Consider the following 21722-nt stretch of genomic DNA (forward strand, 5'->3'; position numbering starts at 1 on the left):
GGCAAGCGGGAGCGCGTGTCGTACGGAGGGTCAGTGCGTGTCGTACAGGTCGTCGATTTCCTGGGCGAAGTCGCGCATGACCAGGTTGCGCTTGACCTTCAGCGTCGGCGTGAGATGCCCGCTGTCCTCCGTGAGGTCCCTGTCCAGGATGACGAACTTCTTGATCTGCTCGGCCTTCGACACCGACAGGTTCGCCCGGTCCACCGCGCCCTGGATCTCGGCCAGCACCTTCGGGTCCGAGCGGAGCCCCTTGGCGGCGGCGCCGGCCGGCAGGGCCTCGGGGTCGAGGGTGATCAGGGCCGCCACGAAGGGCCGTCCGTCGCCCACCAGCATGGCCTGGGAGATCAGCGGATGGGCGCGCAGCGCGTCCTCCAGCGGCCCGGGGGCGACGTTCTTGCCGGCCGCCGTCACCAGGATCTCCTTCTTGCGCCCGGTGATCCGCAGGTAGCCGTCGGCGTCCAGTTCGCCCACGTCGCCGGTGTGGAACCAGCCGTCGGGGTCGATCACCTCGGCCGTGGCGGCGTCGTTGTTCCAGTAGCCGTGGAAGACGTGCCTGCCCTTGGCCAGGATCTCGCCGTCGCCGGCGATGCGCAGCGAGACGCCGGGCAGCGGCTTGCCCACGGTGCCGATCTTGTTGGCGCCCGGCATGTTGACCGAGCACGGCGCGGTGGTCTCGGTCAGGCCGTAGCCCTCGAAGACCTCGATGCCGACGCCCCGGAAGAAGTGGCCGAGCCGGTCGCCCAGCGCCGAGCCGCCGCACACCGACGCGAAGAGCCGCCCGCCGGTGGCCGCGCGCAGCTTGCCGTAGACCAGCCGGTCGAACAGTGCCCGCCGCAGCCGCAGCCCGAGCGGCGCGCCGCCGGCGCTCTCGGCGCGGCTCCAGGCCACCGCCGTGTCCACCGCGCGGGCGAAGATCTTGCCCTTGCCGCCCGCGATGGCCTTCTGCTCGGCGGCGTTGTAGACCTTCTCGAACACGCGCGGCACGCCCAGCAGGAACGTCGGCTTGAAGTCCTGCAGGTCGGGGGCGATGTTCTTCATGTTGGGGGTGTGGGCCATGATCGCGCCCGCCTCGATCAGCACCACCTGGATGATCCGCGCGAAGATGTGCGCCAGCGGCAGGAACAGCAGTGCCGCCGGCTCCTTGATGGCGAACAGCGGCTCCAGCGGCCCGCGCAGCACGTTGAGGGCGGTGAACAGCAGGTTGTCGTGGGTGATCCGGCAGCCCTTGGGCCGGCCCGTGGTGCCGGAGGTGTAGACGATCGTGGCCAGGTCGGTGACGGTGACCCGCTTCCTGCGCTCCTCGACCGCCGAGCCTGGAACCTCCCCGCCAGCGAGCGTGCCGTCCACCCGCCAGATCGCCTTCAGCTCGGGCGCCGCCTCGCGGACGGTTTGCTCGTGCGCGTCCAGCTCGACGAACGCCGCCTTGGCCGCGCTGTCGGACAGGATCCACCTGACCTGCTCGACCGACGACGTCTCGTAGATCGGCACGGTGACCGCGCCGATCGCCCAGACGGCGTAGTCGACCAGCGTCCACTCGTAGCGGGTGCGCGACATCAGCGCGACCCGGTCGCCGTGCTCGATGCCCGCCGCGATCAGACCCCTGGCCACCTCGACCACCTGGTCACGGAACTCCGCCGCGGTGACCACCGGCCAGCCGGCGTCGGTTTTGCGCCGCATCACCACGGCGCCCGGCTCCTGCACGGCCCGCTTGAAGACCGTGTCGGCCAGGCTCGCGGAGGCGGGCACATCGACCAGAACGGGAACGCTGTACTCGCGCACGAACAAACTCCTCTTCCAGGGGACGCCTGGACGTTACCGGGTAAAGTTACGCGCCGGTAGCCTGTCTGCCGCCGTTCGTGGGGCATTCCTCACGCTAGCAGCCACCGCCGCGCCGGGCGCCCAGGCGTGGGCGCCTAGGATTTGCCCATGAGGGTCCATGTGGTGAGCGACGTGCACGGCCGGGCCGAGGCGCTGGCCAGGGCGGGCGACGGCGCGGACGCCCTGGTCTGCCTGGGTGACCTGATCCTCTTCATCGACTACGCCGACCACGCGCAGGGCATCTTCGCCGACCTGTTCGGCGAGGAGAACGCCGCCGAGTTCATCGGGCTGCGCACGGCCAAGCGGTTCGACGAGGCCAGAGCCCTGTCCGCGCGGCTGTGGGCCACGCTCGACGGCGACCCCCGCGAGCACATCGAGCGCAACGTACGCGTCCAGTACGAAACCCTCTTCGCCGCCATGCCCACCCCGGCCTACCTCACCTACGGCAACGTCGACATCCCCCGCCTGTGGGCCGACTACGCGCGTCCCGGGCACCACGTGCTCGACGGGCAGGTGGCGGAGATCGGCGGGCTGCGGTTCGGGTTCGTGGGCGGCGGGCTGAAGACCCCCTACCGCACTCCGTACGAGCTGGCCGACGAGGAGTTCGCGGCCAAGGTCGAGGCGGTCGGCGAGGTGGACGTGCTGTGCTGCCACATCCCGCCGGCGGTGCCCGAGCTGCTCTACGACGTGGTGGCCAGGCGGTTCGAGCGGGGCAGCGAGGCCACCCTGGAGCTGATCAGGCGCACCCAGCCGCGATACGCGCTGTTCGGCCACGTGCACAACCCCCTGCGCGGGCGCACGCGCGTGGGACGCACCGAATGCGTGAACGTGGGCCACTTCCGGGGGAGAGGCGTTCCGTACGTGCTCGAATGGTGACCTGCCCGGACCGCGAGTCCGGCGTTCCGCCGCAACCGGCGGATTCTGCACTACCGTGGTCGCATGGCAGATCGCACCACGTCGAGTACCACCATCAGCGCCGATCGCGCCGAGGTCATGGCGGTCATCGCGGACTTCCCCAGCTACCCCGAATGGGCGGGGCAGGTCAAGAGCGCCGAGGTCCTCACCACGGACGCGGACGGCAGGCCCGAGACGGTGCGGTTCGCCCTCGACGCCGGCATGATCAGCGACACCTACACCCTCGGCTACACCTGGCAGGCCGGCGACGGCGTGAGCTGGCAGGTGGTCGAGCCGGGCAAGATGGTCGCCGAGTTGCGCGGGAGTTACCGGCTCACGGAGACGGGCAGTGGCACCGACGTGACATACGAGCTGACGGTCGACCTCAGCGTTCCGATGATCGGCATGATCAAGCGCAAGGCGGAGAAGGTCATCGTGGACACCGCGCTCAAGGGTCTCAAGAAGCGCGTCGAGGGGCGTTGAGTTGAGTCCGCGGGTCCTGCTCTTCACCGGCAAGGGCGGCGTCGGCAAGACCACCGCCGCCGCCGCCACCGCCACGCTCGCCGCCGGGCGCGGCCTCAAGACGCTCATCGTCTCGACCGACACCGCCCACTCGCTGGCCGACGCGCTCGCCGTCGAGCCGGGCGAGATCGCCCCCGGGCTGCACCTGCACCAGGTGGACACCCAGAAGTCGCTGGAGCGCCACTGGGGCGAGCTGCGCGACTACGCCCAGGGGCTGCTGGCCGAGCTGGGCCTGGACGAGGTCACCTCCGAGGAGATCACGGTGCTGCCCGGCGCCGAGGAGATCATCGCCCTGCTGGAGCTGCGCGAGCACGCCCATGACGGCTGGGACGTGGTCGTGGTCGACTGCGCGCCCACCGCCGAGACGCTGCGGCTGCTGGCCCTGCCCGAGGCGCTCGACTGGCACGTCACCAAACTCATGCCGGTCGGCCGTAGGGTCATGCGGCTGGTGTCGCCGTTCGTCCGCAGCGTGGCCCACGTCAGCGCCCCCGGCGAGGAGGTCATGAGCGCGGGCGAGCGCTTCCACCGCGGCCTGATGGAGGTGCGCGAGCTGCTCACCGGCGACCACGCCTCCGTGCGGCTCGTGCTGACGCCGGAGTCCGTGGTGCTCGCCGAGGCCAGGCGCACCCTGACCTCCCTCAGTCTCTACGGCTACCGCGTCGACGCCGTCATCGCCAACCGGGTCTTCCCCCCGGGCGGCGCCGACGACTGGCGCACCCAGTGGGTGGAGGCGCAGTCCAGGCTGCTGACCGAGGCGGAGCAGTCGTTCGCGCCGCTGCCCATCCACGTCGTCCCCTACCTGCCCGCCGAGCCCGTCGGCAGGCAGGCTCTGACGGAGCTGGGCGAGGCGATGTACGGCGGGCGCGACCCGTTCGCCCCCCACGCCGTCGAGCCGCCGCTGCGGCTGGGCGCCGACGAGCTGGCCCTGGCCCTGCCCGGCGCCGCTCGGGGCGAGGTCGACCTGGCCCGCAAGGGCGACGAGCTGATCGTCACCGCCGGGCCGTACCGGCGGATCCTGGCCCTGCCCGCGGCGCTGGCCCGCAGGCGGATCAGTGGCGCGACACTCCGCGACGGCGCCCTCCGCGTCCGGTTCGCCGCGCCGGAAGACGCGCCCGAAGACGCGGACACTGGATTACGGTCTACCTCGGGGAGCGAATCCGGCACTTCATGAGTTGAGTGGATGAGCGACCCCATGAGCAGGGAGGGCCAGATGACCGAGAGTAACGAAAGAGACCCGATCGGGACCGTCGCCGACGAGGCGCGCAAGCTGTTCGAGTCGATCCAGGGGCGGGCCACGCGCCAGGTCGGCAAGAGTGTGCTCAACTCGTTCACCGGCGGCGGGCGCAGGGAGCGGGACGTGTGGGAGGAGGCCGTGTCCGAGCCCCACGACGAATACATCTGCCGCGCCTGCCCGGTATGCCGGGCCATCGCGGCCCAGCGTGAGTCGGGTTCCGACGTGACCGGCCACCTGGTGGCCGCGGGCGGCGAGTTGTTCGCCGCCTTCCGCGGCGCGCTCGACGCGCTGAGCAGGCCGGCCCCCCGCGGGCCCCGCGACGGCGACCGCGATCGTGACCGGCGCCGCGATGTCGAACACATAGATCTGGGATAGGGAGAAAACGGGGCAATGCTCACGATCGGTGTCGACATCGGCGGGACGAAGGTCGCCGCGGGTGTGGTCGACGAGAACGGCGAGATCGTCGAACAGACTCTCAGGCCGACCGCCGCCGACCGTCCCGACGTGGTGGCGGCGACGGTGGCCGACGTCGTTCGCGAGCTTTCCGCGGGCAGGGACATCGAGGCCGTGGGGGTCGGCGCGGCCGGGTTCGTGGACGAGACCCGGTCGATGGTGCGCTTCGCCCCCAACCTGGCCTGGCGCGAGGAGCCGCTGCAGAAGAAGATCAGCGGCCTGGTCGGCCTGCCGGTCGTGGTGGAGAACGACGCCAACGCCATGGCCTGGGGCGAGACCAGGTTCGGCGCCGGCCGGGGCCAGTCCCACGTGGTGTGCATCACGCTCGGCACCGGCATCGGCGGCGGCCTGGTGTTCGACGGCGCCCTCTATCGCGGCCGCTGGGGCATGGGCGCCGAGATGGGCCACATGCAGGTCCTGCCCGGCGGGCGTCCGTGCGGCTGTGGCAACGTCGGCTGCTGGGAGCAGTACGCCAGCGGCCAGGCCCTCGTCAAGGAGGCCAGGGAGATCGCCGCGGCCCATCCGGAGCGGGCGCGGATCCTGCTGGAGCTGGCCGGCGGCACGATCGAGGGCGAGGAGGTGACCGAGGCGGCCAGGCTGGGTGACGAGGCCTCGCTGGCCTCGTTCGCCAGCTTCGCCGACTGGCTCGGCCAGGGCATGGCCGACCTGGCCTCCGTGCTCGACCCCGGCTGCTTCATCCTCGGCGGCGGCGTCTCCCGGGCCGCCGACCTGTTCCTCGACCGGGCCCGCGGCGCCTACGCCGAACGGCTCACCGGGCGCGGGCACCGGCCGCTGGCCGAGATCCGGCTGGCCGAACTGGGCGCCTCCGCCGGCATGGTGGGCGCCGCCGACCTGGCCCGGCTGCGGTAGAGCCCGCGCAGGTGCAGGTCAGGGTCGCCACCTACAACGTCCGCGGGCTGCGCGACAGCGCGGCCGCGCTGACCAGGGTCATCACCTCCCTGCGGGCCGACGTGCTGTGCGTGCAGGAGGCGCCCAGGCTGGTGCGCTGGCGGGCCAGGCGCCAGGCGCTGGCCGCCGCGGCGGGGCTGCGGGTGGCGACGCCGGGCAGGGTCGGCGGCGTGGCCGTGCTCACCGGGCCGCGCGTCGCCGTCCTGCACGCCGAGACCCATCCGCTGCGGGTCTTCGCCGGGCTGGAGGCGCGCGGGCTGGCGGTGGCCGTCGTGCAGGCGGAGCGGGCCCGGCTGGCGGTCGGCTCGCTCCACCTCGACCTCAACGACCCGGCCAGGGTGCACCACGCCGCCGAGGCCATGGCGATCATGGAACGGGCCGCCGCCCGGTTCGGCGCGGCGATCGTGGTCGGCGGCGATCTCAACGAGCAGGCGCACCAGCCGGCCTGGCGCTTTCTCGCCGGGCGGCTGGCCGACTGCTACGCGGCGGCACCCCAGGGCGACGGCCCGACGTTCACCGCCCGCCACCCCGCGGTCCGCATCGACGGGGTGTTCGCCGCGCGCGAGACGCAGGTCGTGTCCTGCGGGAGAGCGGAGGCCCAGGGCGCCGATCTGGCCGCCGCCTCCGACCATCTGCCGGTCGTCGCCGAGTTGCGAGTTGGGGTCTGACGGGCATGCGGGGCCCGCCAACCCGTAGCATTTGTTCATGACCCGTCGCTCTCAGCGGCGTGCGATCTCCTTGATCTTGGCGACGTCCGTGGCCTGGTCTCAGGTCACGCCCGCCGCGCATGCCGATCCCCGCCGCCCGTCCAACCTCGAGGCGTGGCAGCAGTCGACCAGCGTGCGCCTGCAGACCGACGCCTCGCTCTCCGACGTGCTGGCGATCTCGCCGAGCGACGTGTGGGCGGTGGGCCAGCAGGAGATCTGGGACGTCTGGAAGAACCGCGGCACCATCCGGCACTGGAACGGCAGCGCGTGGGCCGAGGTGCCCGTGCGCGACGCCACGGCCGCGGGAAATCTGCGCGGGCTGGCCGCCGTCACGCCGTCCGACGTGTGGGCGGTCGGCGACGGGCACGACGGGGTGCCCTACCTGGCACACGGCGACACGGCCGGGTTCGACCGGGTCAGGCCGCCGGTGTTGCGGGCCGGCGACTGGCTCGGCGGCATCGACGCCAGGTCCGGGAAGGTCGTGGCGGTCGGCAGCAGGGACAAACAGGGCCTGGTCCTCACCGGCGAGGGTAACTCCTGGACCGTGCAGGAGGTCGAGGAGGACGGCGCGCTCTACGCGGTGGCCGGCGGGTTCGCCGTCGGCGACACCGGTGAGGAGCCGCTGATCGTGCACAACTCCGGCGGCGCCTGGAAGACGATGCCGCTGCCCTCCATTCCCGGCGGCTACCTGCGCGACGTGCAGGTCGACAACTCCAAGCGGGCGATGGCCGTGGGGGGCATATACCGGGGTCCCGGCGACATCTCGCCGCTCGTGCTCACCTGGAACGGCAAGCGCTGGCGGCGGCAGCAGGTGCCCGAGTCCGACGCCCGGCTCTACGGCGTGACCGGCGACGGCAAGGGCCGCTACTGGATGGTCGGCTACGACCCCTCCCGGGAGGCCGAGCCATTCATGATCCGCTGCGAGAAGGCCGACTGCGAGGTCATCCGCGGCGCCACCCAGCGGGGCAGGAGCAGCGTGCGCCTGCAGGCGGTGGCCTACCTCGCGGGCAAGGGCACGGTCTGGGCGGTCGGGCACGCGGTCGACACCGCCGACCGTTACACCGACGTCGTGGAGACGTTCGCGCCCAAGAGCACGACGGCGAAATCCTAGAGCGGGAGCCCCGCGAAGCCGGGCTGGGAGCCCGCCGAAGTGGGACTGGAGCACCGCCGAGCCGGACTGGAGCACCGCTGAGCCGGGCTAGAGCACCGCGCCGTCGTCCCAGCCGGAATCGTTGGGCCGGTCGTCGCCCATGCGCACCACCAGCGCCACGAACCCCCCGATGAACGCCGCCACCGCCGTGAACAGTGCCCAGCCCTCCATGTGCCAGCTCGCCATGGCCGCCACCAGCAGGTAGGCGGGACCGCCGAACAGCGCCACCCACGCCAGCTTGGTCGGCAGGTCCAGCTTGGGCAGCGGCGGCGGAGGAGGCGGCTCGAAGTGCCCCTCGTCGTCCTCCCCGTCGGCGTCTTCCTCGTCCTCCGTGTCGGCCGCCGCGTCCTCGCCGTCGGGCTCCTCGGAGGGCTTGACCACCCGGCGGGTGGGCTCTGCGGGGACGTTTTCGCTGTCCGGCCACGGCTGATCCGCCGAGTCGCGCTCGGCTGTGTCGTTGAAGGACGCGACGATCTGCCGCCAGACCTCGTCCTCATCACTCTGGGGCGTCACCTAGATGGGCCTCTCCGCAACGATCGCGACTTCCCCCTGGGTGCGATCAGTCCCTCTGCAAGGGTACCGAGGCATGTGTCCGGATGAAGTCGAGGCTCCCGGCAAAGATCCTGTCGGCATCGTTGTCCAGCGTCGCAACATGGTAGCTATCGGTAAGCTCCTCGATCGTGGCCTGCGGGACCTTATCGCGAATGATGGCCACACCGGTCGGCTTCACCACGTGGTCCTCCGTGCTGTGGAAGACCAGCAGCGGCTGGGTCACCTTCGCCAGGTCCGCCTGCACCAGCGACCACAGGCTCGGCAGCGACGCGGCCGCCTTCACCGGGGTACGGGCATAGGCCAGCTCGGTCACGCCGGGTTTCTTGACGTCGTTGGCGACGCCGGGCACCGACGGCACGAACCATTTGAGCAGCGGGGCAAGCCTCAGCAGCGGTACGTCGTTCGCGATGGACGGGTTGACCACCATCACGCCCCTGATCGCCGTGCCGTGCACCTCGGCGAGCCGGAGCGCCATGCAGCCGCCCAGCGACAGCCCCGCCACGAACACCTCCGGGCAAAGGCCCTGCAGATTCCTGAACGCCTTCTCCAGCTCGGCGTACCAGTCCTCCCAGCGGGTCCGGTTCATCTCCTGCCACCGCGTGCCGTGCCCGGGCTGGCGGGGCAGCGAGACGCTCACCCCGTGCCCGGCGAGAAACTCGCCCCACGGCCGCAGCGACTGCGGTGTGCCGGTGAATCCGTGGCAGAGCAGCACACCGACCTGTCCCGCGTCGTGGTGATAGGGCTCCGCGCCTGGCATGAGCGGCATAACAGCTCCTCCATGCGATTTCATTCCGGCAATTTCATCCCGGAACGGCCCGATCGTCGCACGTTTTGGGGTATTTGTGCGAGTGCTGATGTAGGACCATGACGTTCGGGATGGGAAGATGACTCTGCCCACCGACGTCGCGCTGGAGAAGAGGTGCCGGGGTGTTCTACTGGGTGGTCAAGGCCATCTTGAGTCCGATGCTCCTCGCAGTCTTCCGGCCGTGGACCGAGGGCGCGGAAAACGTGCCCAGGCAGGGGCCCGCGATCCTGGCGGGCAATCACCTCTCGTTCGCCGACCACTTCTTCGGCCCGCTCCAGATCCGCCGCAAGGTCATCTCGCTCGGCAAGGCCGACTACTTCACCGGGCGCGGCATCAAGGGCTTCTTCACCCGGCTGTTCTTCAGCGGCGTCGGCACCGTGCCGATCGACCGCTCGGGCGGCAAGGCCAGCGAGGCGGCGCTGCGCACCGGGCTGCGCATCCTGCGCGAGGGCAACGTCCTGGGCATCTACCCGGAGGGCACCCGCTCGCCCGACGGCCGCCTCTACAAGGGCAAGACCGGCGTGGCCAGGCTCGCCCTGGAGTCGCGGGCGCCGGTGATCCCGTGGGCCATGGTCAACACCTACGAGATGATGCCGCCGGGGCGGCCGCTGCCCAAGCTCGGCATCCGGCCTGGCGTGCGGTTCGGCAAGCCGCTCGACTTCTCCCGCTACTACGGGATGGAGGACGACCGGCTGGTGCTGCGCGCCGTGACCGACGAGATCATGTACGCGCTCATGGAGCTGTCGGGGCAGGAATACGTGGACAAATATGCCGCCAGCGCCCGGGTGGAGATGGAGCGCGCGGCACGCGCGGCCGCGGCCGCGAAAAACTAGCCAGGCGACGGCTTCCGCGTGGGGGCCGGTGGTGCGGTGCCTGTCAGGCGGTGGCCCGTAACGCCTGCTCGGTCCGCAGCATGGCGCTGGTCATCGCGTGCAGCTCCTCGCGGGTGAGCCGGTCGATCAGATAGGCGCGTACGACCTCCACGTGCCCGGGCGCCACCCGGGCCAGGCAGCGCGCGCCGGCCTCGGTGAGCACCGCCAGCACGCCTCGGTCGTCGGACGGGCACGTGGCGCGCTCCACCAGCCCCGCCTTCTCCAGCTGGGTGATCTGGTACGTCAGCGCGCTCTTCGACGCCACGACACCCTTGGCCAGCTCCGTCATGCGCATCTGGCGGCCGGGGGCCTCGGCGAGGCGCGCCAGGATCTCATACTGCGGATGCGTCAGCCCGGCCGAGGCCTTGAGCTGCTCCTCGATGCGTCGCTCCAGCAGGTGGGACGTGGACAGGAAGGCGCGCCAGGCCGCCATCTCCGTCGCGTCCAGCCATCGCGTGTCTGTCACCCGCCACAGTCTACTTCTCGTTCGGATTTGAACATTCGGTGCTAAGGTGATGTTCAAATCTGAACGACTTCCAAGGAGTGCGCATGCTCGACCAGGCGCGTCCCGTCGCACTGCTGATCGCGCGGATCACCCTCGGCGTGATCTTCCTCGTGCACGGCTACCACAAGTTCGCGACCATGGGCATCGCGGGCACCACCAAGTTCTTCGAGTCCGTGGGCATTCCGATGGCCGGCCTGGCCGCTCCGGCCGTGGCGGCGCTGGAGGTCGTCGGCGGCCTGGCGCTGATCCTGGGCGCGGGGCTGCCGATCGTCGGCACGCTGCTCGCGATCGACATGCTGGGCGCGATCTTGTACGTGCACGGCGGCAACGGGTTCGGCGCGGAGGGCGGCGGCTACGAGTTCGTCATGGCGCTGGGCGCGGCCAGCCTGGCGATCGGCTTCACCGGGGGCGGCGCGCTGGCCCTGGACAACCTGATCGGCCGACGCCGCCGCGCCATCATCGCGCCCGCCTGACACCCGCTCACGACAGGTGGGCGCGGATCTGCCTGATGTGCTCGGGGGTGGTGCGGCAGCACCCGCCGATCAGCGCGGCGCCCGCCCGCTGCCACTCCCGGGCGGCCTGGCCGAACTCGACCGGATCGGCCAGGCCCAGCCAGCGGCGCTGGTCGGCATCCCACGTCTCGCCCGAGTTGGGGTAGACCACCACGGGCAGGCCGCCCGACAGGCAGGAGATCAGCCCGGGGATGTGACTCGGCGCCGTGCAGTTGGCGCCGACGGCCACCACCTGCGAGTTTCCGCCGAAGAGGGCGGCCGCCGTGCGGATCGGCGTGCCGTCGCTGATCCGCTCGCCGTCCCGGCAGGAGAAGCTCACCCACGCCTTGACCCCGGGCGTCACGTCGAGCAGCCGCGCCAGTGCCCGCGCCTCGGCGTAGGACGGGATCGTCTCGCAGGCCAGCAGGTCGGCGCCGGCCGAGGCGAGGATCTCCCAGCGCGGCAGGTGCCAGGCGAACAGGCCGTCCTCGTCGAGGTCGTAGTCGCCGGTGTATTCGGCGCCGTTGGCCAGGTAGGCGCCGTACGGGCCGACCGAGGCGGCCACCAGCCCGCGGCCCGCCTCGTCACGCGCCTGCCCGGCCAGCTCCACCGACAGCCTGATCAGCCGCTCGGCCCCCGCCACGCCGAGCCCGCGGCGGACGAAGCCCGGGATCGTGGCCTGGTAGCCGGCGGTCGTGGCCACGTCGGCGCCCGCGGCGAAATAGTCGGCGTGCACCCGCCGGATCAGCTCGGGCCTCTCCACCAGCAGCCGGGCCGACCAGAGCTCGTCGCCGAGGTCGGCGCCGAGCCGTTCGAGCTGGGTGGACAGGCCGCCGTCCAGGACGAGTGTGGTCACTCATCCAGGGTATGAGCCCGCCCGAGTGCCGGGGAACGCGCTGATGACCTGGTCGAGCAGGGCCGGCGTGCCCTGTGGCGAGCCGACCGTGAAGTCCGCGGCCCGGGCCAGGGACTCGCTCTCGCGGGCGACGACCGTGCCCTTGTCGCGCTCCAGCGGCGGTTTCAGCTCGACCACCATGCGGCCGTACTGCTCCTTCAGCCCCAGCTCGGCCGCCTTGCGCGAGGCCCACCGCTCGACCGCGCCGCGCAACGACGGCGCCGCGCGGTAGTGCAGCGCCACCGCCAGCGCCTTGTCCTCGACCAGGATCCCGCCCGGCAGGTCGCGGGCCGCCTCCTCGGCCACGCGCCGGATGACCGGGGCCCACGGCTCGGCCTCGGCGTCCGTGCGTACGTGGCCGTCCTCGACGGTCTGCATGCCGTACAGGCCGAACAGGCGCACCTGCGGGGCGCGCGAGAACCGGTCGTACAGGAACGCCGCGGGGCGGGCGGAGACGACGGCGACCCTGCCGACCAGCGTGGCCAGCGCCCGCAGCCGCTCCACCGTGCCGGCCACCGGGAACACCGCGCCGGGATCGGGCATGATCGGCGCGATCGTGCCGTCGAAGCCGAAGAAGAAGCCGGACCTCGTGCTCTGCGCGAGGGTGGCGGACACCGCTTCGGCGAAGCGGAGCTGGGCGCGTGGGGTCGCCATGCTCAGGAAGATAGAGCAGCGTGACCGGCTGACCCCCTCCTGCGGGCAGGGCTCCCGGAGCCGCCCGCCCCCTGGGACGGGTGGCCTGACAAGGCGCTCGTCCCCGGAGGCGGTCGGTGGGTCAGGAGCGCTTCCAGAAGGGGCTGCGGCGGGTGTCCGGTGAGCCGCCCGGACCTCGCGAACCGCCGGAACCGGGAGTTCCGCCGGCCCCCGGTGCGGAGCCGCCGCCGACCAGGGCCGTCAGGACCTCGACGGCGCGGTCGTGCAGGGCCCGCGCGTCCGCGCCGGGCTGCTCGGCCGCCTCCAGCTCGCGGGCCAGCGACTCCAGCCTCTGCTCGCCCCCGAGGTAGGCCGCCAGCGCGGCCAGCCGGGATCCGAGGTCGGCCAGGTACGGCAGGTCGGGCACGGGCATCGCCCTGAGCCGGTCGAGCTCGGTCATGAGCTGCGGCCGGACCGAGTCCAGCGGGTGCGCCGCCGGCCGCCGGGTCCCTGGCAGCCGGCCGCGGGTCACTCCCGGAGCGGGCGGAGGTGCCTGGCCCGGCATCGGCGGCATCCCGCCGGCCGCCGGAACCGGCCCGCCGTACGCGTCACCCGGCCCGCCGGCGATGAGACCCTGGTCCATGCCGGAGGCGTCGAGCCCGGGTGCCGGTGTCCGCATCCGCCCGAACCCCGCCGGTGCCGCCATGAGAGCCTGCGCCGCGAACCCGCCCATCAGCGGTGGCGCCTGCGGCGGCTCCCAGCCACTGGGCGGCTCGACCGGCTGGATGACCCGGTGCTCGGGACCACCGTCCGCCACCTGCCGGGTGTCGATCGCCACATAGGCGGTGAAGCGGCACAACACGCCGTGCTCCAGGGACGTGCGCACGATCTGCGGCTCCAGGTCGTGCTCGCCCATGGCGTACCGGTCCTCCAGCTCGCGCAGGTGCGCGCGGGCCCAGACGGCACGCAGGGCCGGATTGTCGGCCACCACACCCGTGACGTGCTCCTCCCACGGTGTGCCGGCCGCCATGCCGCGTACGGTCAGAGAGGAGCCCTCGCGGTGGCGCCCGTACACGCGCAGCGGCACGCCCGGGAAGATCGAGCCGAGGTGCGTGACCGTGCCGGGCTCGACCTCGAGGCCCTTGATCGACAGGTCGGTCACCAAGGGAGCGCCGATCCTGCGGTGGATCTGGTCCATGGCGGCGTCCAGCCGGTCCTCCGACTCGACCAGCTCGCACCGGCCCGCGCCCAGCCCGGCGAGCCTGCCGAGGAACCCGGCGTTCACGGCCCTGTCGATGCCGACCGTGTGCACGCGCATGGCCGACAGCGGGCCGCCCGCCTGCTCCAGGATCTGGTCCTCGTTGCCCACCTGGCCGTCGGTCACCAGCACGACGACGCGCTCGCGTTCGGTCCCGGCACCGAGCAGGGCGATGGCCTGGCGCAGCGGTTCGAGCAGCTCGGTGCCGCCGCGGGCGTCCACCCGCGCCAGGTGCTCGACGGCGCGGAAGCGGTTGCGGTCGGAGGCCTCCACGAGCCCCTCGAACGCCGGCTCCACCACGGAGTCGAACGTCAGCACCGCGAACCTGTCCTGCGGCGTCAGCGTGTCGACGATGCGCGCGGCGGCCCGGCGGGCGGCGACCATCTTCCAGCCGCCCATGCTGCCGGAACGGTCGAGCAGCAGGACGAGGTCACGCGGCGTGCGGGTGCCCTGTACGGGCGGCGGCACGACCGTGAGCGCGAACGTGCCCGGCCCCTCGGAGGGCCTGTCGAGCTGCAACGATGTGGATGCGTCGAACGACATCCGCAGGATGAAGTCGCGGTCGAGGCGTTCGCCCGGGCGCAGGCGTACCGTGTGAGCCTCCTCCTCCACCACGTGCAGGCTGGAGGCCAGCTCGCGCAGCTCCAGGCCCGCCGCGTCCACGCTCGCGGCGAGCGAGAGACGGACGGGGCTGGGGAAGCCGGGCAGCAGGACGGGCGGGCTGATCCTGGACGCGTCCGGCACGGCGTCGGTGTCGGGCGCGGCGCCGTCCCCGGCGGGCGGGCCGTCGATCGGGCCACCGGGGATGTAGCGCGGGGCCACCACCAGCGGGAAGCGGAACGTGGCCGCGCCGTCCTCGTACGGGAGCGGCTGGCTCATGGTCAGCCGGACCGAGACGCGCTCGCCGGGCAGGATGTTGCCCACCCGGATCGTGAACACGTCGGGCCGGTCCTCCTCGGCGATGGCGGCCCGCCTGCCCTCGCGCAGCGCCCGGTCGTAGTCCGCCCTGGCCTGGCCGCGCTCCTTCAGCACGCCCTCGACCACCCGGTCATCGGCCTCCATCCGGAACCTGGTCACCGCAGCCCGGTCGGGCAGCGGGAAGACGTAGGTGGCCTCCAGCGTGACGTCGAACGGGTTTCGGAACCCCTGCGTGACCTCGACCCCGGCGATGAGCCCCGAGATGTCCGCCGTCACGTCCACGCTCTCCAGCGGCAGATTGCCGCGTTCCGTCCGCAGCGCGCCGAACCCGGCGTCCGGCACCGGCAGGCACCGTGCGGGCTCCAGCGAAGTGATCTTCATATCAGCTCCCTCTCTTCGAGCACCGCGAGCAGCGGACCCGCCGCCGCCAGCACCGCCTGAACGTCCTGCGCGGACGGCATCCGGCCCGCGTCCAGCACGAGCCGCACCCCGTCCGCCAACCACACCCCCGTGACCACGGCCCCGCCCCGGACGGGAGCCTCGCCGTCACCGGAACGCGTACCCAGGTGGGCGGCGCTCTCTCGTGGCCGCTCCGCCCAGAACCGCCCGCGCCCCGGCTCACCGGGGTCCGTCCCGCGCTCGGTCCGCGAGCCGCCCGTGCCGGTGTGACCGGCGTCGTGGGCGGCCGCGTGGCCCGCGCGGGGCGAGGGGGCGTTTCCGTCTTCCGGCCCGGCCGCCGGGGGAGGAGGCTGGGGGACGGGGACGGGACCGAGTGGAGCGTCCGCGAGCGGCGCGGTCGCGGGGTGAGCGGCGTCGAAGGGCGCGCCCGTGGGGCGAGCGGCGTCGAGGGCCGCGCCGGCGGGGGGCAGGTCGGCGGCCGCCTCCAGCATGTGGTCCGTCGCACCCGCCAGTGCCGCCTGGATCTGGGCGATCGAGTGCCCGGCCGCCTGCAGTCGCTTGACGGCCACGAGTTGCAGCAGGTGCCGCCGCCCATACCGGGCGACGCGGCCGCGCCTGGTCAGCGGCGGATCCACCAGGCCGATCGTCGTATACCACCTGATCAGCCGCTCTCCGGGCAGGTCGCGGACCCGGCCGTTGGCCCCCTGCGGCGAGGTGGCACGCAGCTCCCGGGCCGCGTGCGCGGCCAGCTCGCCGATGGTCCAGGTGTCGCTCATACCTTCACAATGACACTGTCACTATTGCACTGTCAACTAGCGGGGGGATCGGAAGAACGGCAGTGCATATTTCGTTCTTATGGGGGAAATGTCCGACCGATGTGGGGAACGTCCGACCTACGGGGAGGGACAAGGACAATGGCAGCAATCACGGGCCCGATCTCGGGTGAGGCCAAGAACGTCGTCGCGGAAGCCCTGCAGGGCGCCCTGGTCGATCTGATCGACCTCTCGCTGGTCGCCAAGCAGGCGCACTGGAACCTGGTGGGGCCACACTTCCGCCCGATCCACCTGCAGCTCGACGAAGTCACCGAGCTGGCCCGCAAGCACATGGACGAGATCGCTGAACGCGCCGTGGCGCTCGGGATCAACCCGGACGGCCGCGCGGCCACGGTGGCCAGGACCACGAAGCTGCCGCAGCCCGAGGGCGGCTGGCTGGAGGACGGCAAGGTCGTGGCGACCATGACCGACCTGCTGGACGGCATCAGCAAGCGCATGCACGAGCGCGTGCGCACCACCGACGAGCCGGACCCGGTCACCCAGGACCTGCTCATCGCCGTCGCCCAGGAGATCGACGAGCAGCACTGGATGTTCCAGGCCCAGCGCTGAGCGAGGAACGCGAGGAAGGCCCGGGAAGCCGGCGTACGGCGCCCGGGCTTTCGCGTGTCGTCACCGGCACACAAGAGCCGGCCCGCCCCTGTGACCTGGCGTGCGGGGGCATGGGCAACCGCACGCGATCGTCGGGCCGCCGAACGGCCGCGGCCCGGACGCGTGAAGACCCGCCTGACACCGCCGTACACGCCGGCCCAGGTGGCCGAGTCGGCCGCGGACGCGCTGGACGCCGTCGGCGCCACACCCACCGCCGCGATGCCGTGCCTCACCGACGTGGACGACGCGGTGGCAGATGGCTTTTCTGCGCTCATGAGGGCGGCGGCCGGTGGCCGCTTTCCCGCGCTCGGCCTGCGGAACGTCACCGTGATCGGGATGATCGCGGAGTGGGGGCACGAGGTTTGCGCAGAGTTTGGTGTCGCGAGTCCCTGTCATTCATGTCGGTGCGGTCGACTAGCGTGGCACCTAGAGGGAGGCCCCACGATGTCGCACAAGACTCTCCTCCGGACGGGCCCGCTCTTGCAGGGCGGCCTGAGCCCGTACGGAGCGCTCGGCCTGCCGGGCGCCGACGCTCTCGCGCTGCCCTCGGGCTTCAGCGGCAGGATCGTGGCCCGCTCGGGACACAAGGTGGCCGGGCTGACCTGGCACGCCGCGCCCGACGGCGGCGCCTGCTTCCCCGACGGAGGCGGCTGGATCTACGTGTCCAATTCGGAGCTGCCCCTGCTCGGGGGTGCCTCGGCGCTGCGGTTCCGGGCCGACGGCACCGTCGCCGACGCCTACCGCATCCTGTCGGGCACCGACCTCAACTGCGCGGGCGGCGCCACGCCGTGGCACACCTGGTTGTCGTGCGAGCTCGGCCACCGCGGCCGCGTCTTCGAATGCGACCCCTACGGCGCCCGGGCCGCCCGCCCCCGCCTGGCCATGGGCCGCTTCAAACACGAGGCCGCCGCCTGCGACCCGGAGCGGCACGTGGTCTACATGACCGAGGACGAGCCCGACGGGTGCTTCTACCGCTTCCGGCCGAGTGACTGGGGCGACCTGACGGAGGGCACGCTGGAGGTCCTGTGTGCCTCCGGGCACTGGCAGGTGGTGCCCTCGCCGGCCGCCCTGCTCAAGGCCGCCCGTCACCAGGTCGAGGGCGCCCGCCACTTCGACGGCGGCGACGGCTGCCACTACGCGGGCGGGGTCTGCTACTTCACCACCAAGGGCGACACCGGGCTGTGGGCGTACGACGCGCAGACCGGCACGCTCGACCGGTTGTGCGGAGGCGCGCGGGCCATCACCGCCGCGCCCTCGGGCGACCTCTACGTCGCCAGGGAGACGACGGAGATCGACGTGATCGCGCCGGACCGGGCGGTCACGCCGTTCCTCAGGCTCGACGGGCACGACGGGTTCGAGCTGACCGGGCTGGCCTTCTCCCCGGCCGGTGACCGGCTCTACTTCTCGGCCAGGCGCGGCCGCGCGGAGGGCCTCACCTTCGAGGTGTCGGGGCCCTTCCGCGCGTAGGGCCGCACGTTCGAGGTGCCGGGCCCTTCGCGCATAGGACCGCACGTTCGAGGGCCGGACCGGTCAGGTGAGATAGCGCACCAGCAGCACCTTCAGCTCGTTCACCAGCTCGGCGGCGCGCTCCGGCGCCGCCGCGGCGACCAGCGGCATCACCGCCTTCACCGCGGCGAGCGTCATCGTGCCGGCGAGCTGGGCACGGTCCTCGGTGAGGCCGGGGGAGCGGCGGCGCAGCATGGCGGCGATCCGCCGGGCCACGTCGTCGTGCAGCCGCCGCGAGGCCGCGGCCAGCCGGTCGCCGGTGGCGGAGCCGTAGAGCAGTGACCAGTACGCCGGCGACGCGCCCTTGAACGCGACACTCTCATCCACCAACTGCCCGACCAGCACCTCCAGCGGCACGTCCGGGGTGACGGCGGCCAGCCGGGCGGCCCAGAACTCCTGCCGCTCGTCGGTGTAGCGGGCCACCAGGCCGTCCAGGATCTCGTCCTTGTTGCGGAAGAACTGGTACAGCGACCCCGGCGACATCCCCGCTCGCGCGGCGACCTGGTTGGTGGTCAGGTCAGGGAAGCCGACCTCCGTGATCATCGCCTCGGCGGCGTCGAGGATCTCGGCCATGCGCTTCAGGCCGCGCGCCTGCCGGCGGACCGTGCGTTCAGGCATGGGTCTCCTCGTTGACAAATGCGAGCATTTACTTGTATTTCTGGCTCCGGAAGCAAAACACGAGTAGTTTACCGAGTTTTGATCGGGAGGCCCCCATGAGAACCGCGCTCGCCGCGCGCAGCCCCCACGCCCGCGAGCGGGGGCGGGGGCCCCGGCTGCGCAGGCTCGGCTTCCTCCTCGTACGCCGCCGCCGGCTCGTCCTGTCCCTGACCCTGGCCGCGCTGGTCGTCGCGGGCGCGCTGGCGGCGGGGGTGGTGCCGCGCCTGTCGCTGGCCAGGTTCGACGCGCCCGGCTCGGAGTCCGACACGGCGCGGGCCGAGCTGGCCGCGCGCTTCGGCACCGGCAGCCCCGACCTGCTGTTCCTGGTGACCGCGAAGCGCGGCACCGTGGACGACCCCTCCGTCGCGGCCGAGGGCAGGGAACTGACCGCCCGCGTCGGCCGCGCGGACGGCGTCGCCGAGTCGGCCTCGTACTGGACCCGAGGCGAGCCCGCCACCCTGCGCGGCCGGGACGGCCGGCACGCCCTGATCCTGGTACGCGTCCCCGGCGACGCCGACCACGTGCGGAACCAGGTGCTGCCCCGGCTGGTGCCCGAGATCACCCGGGGCACCGATCTGCTGGAGGTGCGGGCCGGGGGCGGGGAGGAGGTCTTCAGGCAGACGGTGCCGCTGGCCCGCCAGGACTTCGTCCGCGCGGAGCTGGTCATCTTCCCGCTGGCCTTCGTGCTGCTCTGGCTCTACCAGCGGCGCGCCATGGCGGCCCTGGTGCCGATCCTGGCCGGGGTCTTCGCCATGGTCATCGCCCTGGCGCTGCTGAGCGCCGTGCTGCCGTTCGCCGAGATCTCCACCTTCGCCCTGAACCTGACCCTGGCCATGGGACTCGGCCTGGGCATCGACTACTGCCTGTTCGTGATCCAGCGCTTCCGCGAGGAGACGCGGCGCGGTGCCGGCCGGGCGGCCGCGATCGCCGGGGCCGTCGAGCACGCGGGCCGGACCGTGCTGTTCAGCGGGATCACCGTGGCCTCGTCGCTGGTGGTGCTGCTCGCGCTGCCGTTCGACTTCCTGCGGTCCTTCGCGTACGCGGGCATCGCCGTCGTCATCGGCGGGCTGGTCGCGGCGGTGATCGTGCTGCCCGCCGTGCTCGCCTCGATCGGCGGCGCGATGCTGCGGAAACGGATCCGGCCCGAGCGCGGGACAGGGTTCTGGCACGGCCTGGCGACCCGGGTGATGCGCCGCCCGCTGCTGTTCGGCGGCCTGGCCACGGCGGTGCTGCTGCTGCTCGCCGCGCCGCTCCTGGGACTGCGCTTCGGCGTGGCCGACGACCGCATCCTGCCGCCGCAGGCGCCCGCCCGGCAGGTCCAGGAGGTCATCCGCCAGACCTTCCCAGCGGAGGAAACGGACGCCATCCAAGTGATATCGAAAAATGCGGTGTCAGGCGATATTTCGCAGTATGCGGCGACGTTGTCAGCTTTGCCGGGCGTCGCCCAGGTCGACTCCGCCGCGGGCACCTACGCGAACGGCCGGCGAGCCGGCGACGGCGTCCCGGCCAGGTTCGAGGGAGAGGGCGCCTGGCTGTCCGTGGTCCCCTCCGCCGCGGTCCTGGCCGGCGACCCGGTGCGGCTGGTGGAGGCCGTACGCGCCGTCGAGCCCCCGTTCGAGATGCTGGTCGGAGGCTATCCGGCCGAGCTGGCCGACTACCGGGCCTCGGTCGTGGACCGGCTCCCGCTCGTGCTGGCACTCATGCTGGGCGTCACGTTCCTGATCCTGACCCTCATGACCAGGAGCGTGATCCTCCCGGTCAAGGCGACCCTGCTGAACCTTCTCAGCCTCGGCGTCATGTTCGGCGCCGTCGTCTGGGTCTTCCAGGACGGCCACCTGTCGGGCCTGCTCGGCTTCACCCCGACGGGCACGCTCGACCCGAGCATCCCGATCCTGATGCTCTGCATCGCCTACGGCCTGTCCATGGACTACGAGGTCTTCCTGCTGTCCAGGATCAAGGAGGAGCACGACAGGACGGGCGACACCGAGCAGGCCGTGGCCGCCGGCCTGCAGCGGGGCGCGCCACTGATCACGGCGGCCGGGGGCATCCTGGCGCTCACGTTCGCCGCGTACGCCACCGCCGAGGTGGTGTTCGTGCAGCTGCTGGGCGTCGGCATGGCGGTGGCCGTGCTGGTGGACGCGACCGTGGTCAGGGCGGTGCTGGTGCCGAGCCTGATGCGGCTGGCGGGCCCGCTCAACTGGTGGCCGGGCGGGCGCGCTAGAGGTCGAGCGACCACACCTGGTCGGTGACCTCGAGCCCGTTCTCCCTGCCCGGCTGCTCCGACTCCAGCTCGAAACCGGTCGCCTGGTAGATGCGCAGCGCGCTCGTCAGGCAGCCGCGCGTCCACAACGTGATCCGCTTGTAGCCCTCGGCCCGCGCGTGCCGCAGGCACTCCTCCACCAGCCGCCGCCCCAGCCCGAGACCGCGCGCGGACGGCTCGACCAGCAGCAGCCGCAGCTTGGCCGTCTGGTCGTCCTGGCGTACGCAGAACACGCACCCGGCCCGCTCCCCGCCCACCTCGGCGATCCACCCGGCGTCCCGCGCGGGGTCGAAGTCGGCGGTGATCCTGGCCACGAGCTGCTCGAACTCGGTGCCCCAGCCGTATTCCTCGGCGTAGAGAACGCCGTGCCGGTAGACGACCCAGCCCAGGTCGCCGGTGCGCGGGGGCCGGATCACGAAGGGCTCGCGGCCGGGCTCGGCCGCGCCCAGCAGCCGCCTGACCGTCGCCATGCTCTCGACCAGCCGCGCCTGGTCCTCCCCGGTCAGCGTGGCCAGGAGCCGCTCGATCTCCTCGGCGGAGCGCCGGTCGAGCGCGGCGAACGTGCCGGAGCCGGCCGGGGTGAGGCGGACGAGCTGCCGGCGCGCGTCGGAGGCGGAGCGCTCGCGCACGATCAGCCCGTCGCCGTCGAGGCGGGTCAGGATCCGGCTCAGGTAGCCCGCGTCGAGGTCGAGCAGGCTGCGCAGCTCGCCGGTCTCCATCTGCTCGGCCCGCGCCAGCTCGAACAGCACCCGCACTTCCGTCAGCGAGTAGGGCGAGTCGAGCATGCCTGCCTGGAGCACACCGATCACCTTCGTATAGAACCGGTTGAAGGCTCGGACCTCAGAGACCCTTGCCTCTGTCAA

The 21722-nt window shown here is 72.3% G+C and carries 22 protein-coding genes; 12 read left to right on the plus strand and 10 right to left on the minus strand.

The window, feature by feature from the left end:
* Positions 1-30: 30 nt before the first annotated feature.
* On the minus strand, positions 31-1779 hold the full coding sequence (locus tag ABGB18_RS21925) for an AMP-dependent synthetase/ligase (protein ID WP_347697416.1): 1749 nt from the start codon (positions 1777-1779) through the stop codon (positions 31-33).
* A 147-nt stretch (positions 1780-1926) separates the two neighbouring features.
* On the opposite strand from ABGB18_RS21925, the gene ABGB18_RS21930 reads away from it, so the two are divergent.
* From ABGB18_RS21930 to ABGB18_RS21960, 7 genes are all read left to right on the plus strand, one after another.
* The gene (locus tag ABGB18_RS21930) at positions 1927-2694 is read left to right on the plus strand and encodes a metallophosphoesterase (RefSeq protein WP_347697417.1); all 768 of its coding nucleotides are present in this window, start codon (positions 1927-1929) and stop codon (positions 2692-2694) included.
* Positions 2695-2757: 63 nt separating this feature from the next.
* The gene (locus ABGB18_RS21935; RefSeq protein ID WP_347697418.1) at positions 2758-3195 is read left to right on the plus strand and encodes an SRPBCC family protein; all 438 of its coding nucleotides are present in this window, start codon (positions 2758-2760) and stop codon (positions 3193-3195) included.
* Between the two features lies 1 nt (position 3196).
* Positions 3197-4405: an ArsA family ATPase gene (locus ABGB18_RS21940; protein ID WP_347697419.1), complete on the plus strand. Its 1209-nt coding sequence runs from the start codon at positions 3197-3199 to the stop codon at positions 4403-4405.
* Between the two features lie 39 nt (positions 4406-4444).
* Positions 4445-4843: a DUF5304 family protein gene (locus tag ABGB18_RS21945; protein ID WP_347697420.1), complete on the plus strand. Its 399-nt coding sequence runs from the start codon at positions 4445-4447 to the stop codon at positions 4841-4843.
* Between the two features lie 15 nt (positions 4844-4858).
* The gene (locus ABGB18_RS21950; RefSeq protein ID WP_347697421.1) at positions 4859-5791 is read left to right on the plus strand and encodes an ROK family glucokinase; all 933 of its coding nucleotides are present in this window, start codon (positions 4859-4861) and stop codon (positions 5789-5791) included.
* 11 nt (positions 5792-5802) lie between these two features.
* Positions 5803-6498, plus strand: coding sequence for an endonuclease/exonuclease/phosphatase family protein (locus ABGB18_RS21955; protein WP_347697422.1), 696 nt, complete (start codon positions 5803-5805; stop codon positions 6496-6498).
* Positions 6499-6535: 37 nt separating this feature from the next.
* Positions 6536-7648 (plus strand): hypothetical protein, encoded by a 1113-nt coding sequence (locus ABGB18_RS21960; protein WP_347697423.1) that lies wholly within the window; start codon positions 6536-6538, stop codon positions 7646-7648.
* Between the two features lie 87 nt (positions 7649-7735).
* On the opposite strand, the gene ABGB18_RS21965 is transcribed toward ABGB18_RS21960, so the two are convergent.
* Positions 7736-8200, minus strand: coding sequence for a hypothetical protein (locus ABGB18_RS21965; protein WP_347697424.1), 465 nt, complete (start codon positions 8198-8200; stop codon positions 7736-7738).
* Positions 8201-8246: 46 nt separating this feature from the next.
* Positions 8247-9005 (minus strand): alpha/beta fold hydrolase, encoded by a 759-nt coding sequence (locus tag ABGB18_RS21970; RefSeq protein WP_347697425.1) that lies wholly within the window; start codon positions 9003-9005, stop codon positions 8247-8249.
* Between the two features lie 161 nt (positions 9006-9166).
* On the opposite strand from ABGB18_RS21970, the gene ABGB18_RS21975 reads away from it, so the two are divergent.
* Complete coding sequence (locus tag ABGB18_RS21975) at positions 9167-9877, plus strand: lysophospholipid acyltransferase family protein (RefSeq protein WP_347697426.1); 711 nt, start codon at positions 9167-9169, stop codon at positions 9875-9877.
* 43 nt (positions 9878-9920) lie between these two features.
* Here the strand turns inward: ABGB18_RS21975 and ABGB18_RS21980 are convergent, their stop codons facing one another.
* On the minus strand, positions 9921-10382 hold the full coding sequence (locus tag ABGB18_RS21980; protein WP_347697427.1) for a MarR family transcriptional regulator: 462 nt from the start codon (positions 10380-10382) through the stop codon (positions 9921-9923).
* An 83-nt stretch (positions 10383-10465) separates the two neighbouring features.
* Here ABGB18_RS21980 and ABGB18_RS21985 point away from each other — a divergent pair, with 83 nt between their 5' ends.
* Complete coding sequence (locus ABGB18_RS21985) at positions 10466-10894, plus strand: DoxX family protein (protein WP_347697428.1); 429 nt, start codon at positions 10466-10468, stop codon at positions 10892-10894.
* A 7-nt stretch (positions 10895-10901) separates the two neighbouring features.
* Here ABGB18_RS21985 and mmuM read toward each other — a convergent pair whose 3' ends face one another.
* The 4 genes from mmuM to ABGB18_RS22005 all read right to left on the minus strand — a co-directional run bounded on the left by mmuM (position 10902) and on the right by ABGB18_RS22005 (position 15791).
* Entirely contained in the window at positions 10902-11768 is an 867-nt protein-coding gene (gene mmuM, locus ABGB18_RS21990; protein ID WP_347697429.1) for a homocysteine S-methyltransferase, read from the minus strand.
* Positions 11769-12461 carry a trehalose-phosphatase gene (gene otsB / locus ABGB18_RS21995; RefSeq protein ID WP_347697430.1) on the minus strand — a complete coding sequence of 231 codons (693 nt, stop codon included), beginning with the start codon at positions 12459-12461 and terminating at the stop codon, positions 11769-11771.
* 121 nt (positions 12462-12582) lie between these two features.
* Positions 12583-14997, minus strand: a complete 2415-nt coding sequence (locus tag ABGB18_RS22000; protein ID WP_347697431.1) for a VIT domain-containing protein — start codon at positions 14995-14997, stop codon at positions 12583-12585.
* Positions 14994-15791 (minus strand): helix-turn-helix domain-containing protein, encoded by a 798-nt coding sequence (locus tag ABGB18_RS22005; RefSeq protein WP_347697432.1) that lies wholly within the window; start codon positions 15789-15791, stop codon positions 14994-14996. The genes ABGB18_RS22000 and ABGB18_RS22005 overlap by 4 nt, the downstream gene beginning before the upstream one ends.
* A gap of 138 nt (positions 15792-15929) precedes the next feature.
* Between ABGB18_RS22005 and ABGB18_RS22010 the strand changes: the two genes are divergently transcribed.
* Both ABGB18_RS22010 and ABGB18_RS22015 read left to right on the plus strand, forming a co-directional pair.
* Entirely contained in the window at positions 15930-16397 is a 468-nt protein-coding gene (locus tag ABGB18_RS22010) for a DNA starvation/stationary phase protection protein (protein WP_347697433.1), read from the plus strand.
* A gap of 483 nt (positions 16398-16880) precedes the next feature.
* Complete coding sequence (locus ABGB18_RS22015) at positions 16881-17903, plus strand: alkaline phosphatase PhoX (RefSeq protein WP_347697434.1); 1023 nt, start codon at positions 16881-16883, stop codon at positions 17901-17903.
* A 63-nt stretch (positions 17904-17966) separates the two neighbouring features.
* Here the strand turns inward: ABGB18_RS22015 and ABGB18_RS22020 are convergent, their stop codons facing one another.
* Positions 17967-18560 carry a TetR/AcrR family transcriptional regulator gene (locus tag ABGB18_RS22020; RefSeq protein ID WP_347697435.1) on the minus strand — a complete coding sequence of 198 codons (594 nt, stop codon included), beginning with the start codon at positions 18558-18560 and terminating at the stop codon, positions 17967-17969.
* A 95-nt stretch (positions 18561-18655) separates the two neighbouring features.
* On the opposite strand from ABGB18_RS22020, the gene ABGB18_RS22025 reads away from it, so the two are divergent.
* The gene (locus tag ABGB18_RS22025; RefSeq protein WP_347697436.1) at positions 18656-20848 is read left to right on the plus strand and encodes an MMPL family transporter; all 2193 of its coding nucleotides are present in this window, start codon (positions 18656-18658) and stop codon (positions 20846-20848) included.
* Here the strand turns inward: ABGB18_RS22025 and ABGB18_RS22030 are convergent.
* On the minus strand, positions 20817-21659 hold the full coding sequence (locus tag ABGB18_RS22030; protein ID WP_347697437.1) for a helix-turn-helix domain-containing GNAT family N-acetyltransferase: 843 nt from the start codon (positions 21657-21659) through the stop codon (positions 20817-20819). The two genes, ABGB18_RS22025 and ABGB18_RS22030, sit on opposite strands and share 32 nt — an antisense overlap.
* Positions 21660-21722: the final 63 nt, after the last annotated feature.

Origin of the sequence: Nonomuraea sp. B12E4, from assembly GCF_039871825.1 — a bacterium.
Classification (GTDB): domain Bacteria; phylum Actinomycetota; class Actinomycetes; order Streptosporangiales; family Streptosporangiaceae; genus Nonomuraea.

Coding starts and splice junctions, on each gene's coding strand:
- ABGB18_RS21960 (WP_347697423.1), top strand. CDS start 6,536: ATGACCCGTCGCTCTCAGCGGCGTGCGATCTCCTTGATCTTGGCGACG.
- ABGB18_RS21935 (WP_347697418.1), top strand. CDS start 2,758: ATGGCAGATCGCACCACGTCGAGTACCACCATCAGCGCCGATCGCGCC.
- ABGB18_RS22000 (WP_347697431.1), bottom strand. CDS start 14,997: ATGAAGATCACTTCGCTGGAGCCCGCACGGTGCCTGCCGGTGCCGGAC.
- ABGB18_RS22005 (WP_347697432.1), bottom strand. CDS start 15,791: ATGAGCGACACCTGGACCATCGGCGAGCTGGCCGCGCACGCGGCCCGG.
- ABGB18_RS21930 (WP_347697417.1), top strand. CDS start 1,927: ATGAGGGTCCATGTGGTGAGCGACGTGCACGGCCGGGCCGAGGCGCTG.
- ABGB18_RS21945 (WP_347697420.1), top strand. CDS start 4,445: ATGACCGAGAGTAACGAAAGAGACCCGATCGGGACCGTCGCCGACGAG.
- ABGB18_RS22025 (WP_347697436.1), top strand. CDS start 18,656: ATGAGAACCGCGCTCGCCGCGCGCAGCCCCCACGCCCGCGAGCGGGGG.
- ABGB18_RS22020 (WP_347697435.1), bottom strand. CDS start 18,560: ATGCCTGAACGCACGGTCCGCCGGCAGGCGCGCGGCCTGAAGCGCATG.
- ABGB18_RS22015 (WP_347697434.1), top strand. CDS start 16,881: ATGTCGCACAAGACTCTCCTCCGGACGGGCCCGCTCTTGCAGGGCGGC.
- ABGB18_RS21950 (WP_347697421.1), top strand. CDS start 4,859: ATGCTCACGATCGGTGTCGACATCGGCGGGACGAAGGTCGCCGCGGGT.
- otsB (WP_347697430.1), bottom strand. CDS start 12,461: ATGGCGACCCCACGCGCCCAGCTCCGCTTCGCCGAAGCGGTGTCCGCC.
- ABGB18_RS21985 (WP_347697428.1), top strand. CDS start 10,466: ATGCTCGACCAGGCGCGTCCCGTCGCACTGCTGATCGCGCGGATCACC.
- ABGB18_RS22010 (WP_347697433.1), top strand. CDS start 15,930: ATGGCAGCAATCACGGGCCCGATCTCGGGTGAGGCCAAGAACGTCGTC.
- ABGB18_RS21970 (WP_347697425.1), bottom strand. CDS start 9,005: ATGCCGCTCATGCCAGGCGCGGAGCCCTATCACCACGACGCGGGACAG.